The sequence below is a fragment of the Kineococcus vitellinus genome (genome assembly GCF_009906315.1).
GTDB classification, from domain to species: domain Bacteria; phylum Actinomycetota; class Actinomycetes; order Actinomycetales; family Kineococcaceae; genus Kineococcus; species Kineococcus vitellinus.
In genome coordinates this window covers 1-2,138 of sequence record NZ_JAAALL010000468.1, presented here as the reverse complement: position 1 = coordinate 2,138, position 2,138 = coordinate 1, and the positions used below count along the sequence as shown (strand labels likewise).

The window sequence follows — 2,138 nt, the reverse complement described above, 5'->3', positions numbered from 1 at the left end:
GGTGGGCGTGCCGGGCCGGGCGCGCTCGAACCTGGACCCGCCCAGCGCGGCGGCGCTGGGCCTGCTCGCGGCCCAGGTCGGCGCGTTCCTGCTGCTGCGACTCCCGCCTGCACCTGGCGCTGGCCGAGGCCGGCGGCTCGACCTCGCTGGTCGCGGCGGTCGCGGACGCGAGGATCCGCGTCAACGACCTGCTGGACCGCATCCCGCTGCTGGCGGTGAACCTGCAGCACTCCAACGCCCAGCACCGGCGCGTCGTGGCCGCCGTGCTGGCGCGCGACCCCGCACGGGCGCGCGCGGAGATGGTGCGCCACGTCGAGGGCAGCGCCGCGCTGCTGCGCGGGTTCCTCAGCTGAGGCCGTCGCCGCCCGGCGGCGGCGGCGCCCGCCAGCACCAGCGCCAGGACGGGGACGGCGAGCGCCCGCCGCTGCAGCCAGCCCGGCGAGGAGGGCTCCCCCAGCACGCCGGGCAGCCCGGCCGCGGCGGCGGCGAGCAGGACGGGCTGGTGCAGCAGGTAGACCCGCACCCCCGCCCGGTTCAGGCGCAGCAGCGCTCCGCGCACGCGCTCCGCGCGCACGAGCGCCAGCAGCGGCCGCCGCAGCAGCAGGAACGCGCCGACCTGGGCCGCGAGCAGGCCCAGCGCCGCCGCGCTGGGCGGGTCCAGGTTCGAGCGCGCCCGGCCCGGCACGCCCACCGCCGAGGAGGGCCAGCCGGCCGCGAGCACGAGCACGAGCGCACCGGCCGACCCCGCCACCAGCAGCGCCGCACCGCAGCGCCGCCGCGGCAGCAGGCCGTGCGCGTCGGCCACCCCGAAGCCGTAGGGCACGCTCCAGCACGTCACGGCCTGCACCGCGACGAGGACCGGGTGCCCGCGGGCGACCTGCGCGACGTCCAGCACGAGCAGGGCGGCGGCGGGGACCAGCAGCAGCCACGGGGAGGGCCGGCAGGTGGCCGCCAGCACCCGGTGCCCCGCGGACAGGACTCCCAGCACGCCCAGGAACCACAGCGGGGAGGCGATCAGCCCGGCCACCGTCGGTGCGGTCCGCTCCCCGGGGACCGCGAGCACCGCCAGGGCCGTCAGCGCGGCGCCGCCCGCGGCCAGCGCCGCCAGCGCCCGGCAGGTGCCCGACCACGGCCGCCTGCCGCCGCGGCGGGCCGCGGCGAACCCCGCGGCGAAGAACAGCGGCCCCAGGGTCTGCAGCAACCAGGTGGCGGGCAGCAGCCGCGGGCGGGAGGCCAGCGGGCTGGCCGTCGACAGCCCGGCGGCGCCCGGCACCAGGCCGGTGACGAGCCAGTGCCCGAGGACCACGGCCGCCAGGCCCACGACCCGCAGGGCGTCCACTGCGGGATCGCGACCCCCGAGCGCCGGGTGCGGCACCGGGTCCGGCACCGGGTGCGGGGTCACGGGCGCACCAGGTCGGCGACGGCCGTGAGCGTCGGGCTGCCCGGTGCGAGGTAGTCGTCGTGGTCGCAGTTCGCCGGCACCGGCAACCGGCGCGCGCCGGGGGTGGTGGCCGGGTCGCGCCCCAGGCCCAGCCCGCCGATGCGCACGTGGGGCACCCAGCGGACCGGGTCCGCCGATCCGGTCGCCGTCCACCGGCGCACCCCCGCGGGCAGCCGTCCCTGCCCCACCCCCGGGCTCGCGAGGTCGACGACGTCGCGCACCCCGCGCGCGCGGGCGTCGGCGAGCGCGGCCGCGCACACGGGGCTGCCGTAGCTGTGGCAGACCAGCACGACGCGCCGGGCCGGCAGGTGCCGGTGCAGGCCGTCGAGGAAGGTCCGCAGCCGCCGCGTCCCCGCGTCGAAGGTCGCCACCTCGGTGCCGACGCCGCCGACGAGCACGGCGACCGCGGGGGCGGCGGCCAGGTCGCCGAAGACCTCGGTGAGCAGCCCGCGCCCGGAGGTCTCCAGCGCGAGCAGCTGGCGCTCGGGGGCGGCCAGCGCCCGCAGCACCGCCGCCCGCTCGCCGCCGCTCCCCCGCGCCGCCCGCAGCGCCTCCTCGCGGTGGTGCTGGTAGAGGGTCGGCAGGCTCCGCCGGGGATCGGCGGGCACGGTGCCCACCGCGGCGCCGGAGCCGGTCCCTGCCGGGCCGCCGGCGCCGGGGTTCCCGCGCGCACGGTGGTCCACGCCGGCGATGGTAG

General features: G+C 80.5%; 2 protein-coding genes. Both read right to left on the bottom strand.

Features of this window, described 5'->3' with window-relative positions:
- Positions 1 to 1,339: acyltransferase family protein (locus GTQ99_RS27690; RefSeq protein ID WP_476702862.1), on the bottom strand; the 1,339-nt coding region annotated here is incomplete at its 3' end.
- A gap of 59 nt (positions 1,340 to 1,398) precedes the next feature.
- On the bottom strand, positions 1,399 to 2,138 hold a 740-nt coding region (locus GTQ99_RS22510; RefSeq protein ID WP_205708050.1), incomplete at its 5' end, for an alpha/beta hydrolase.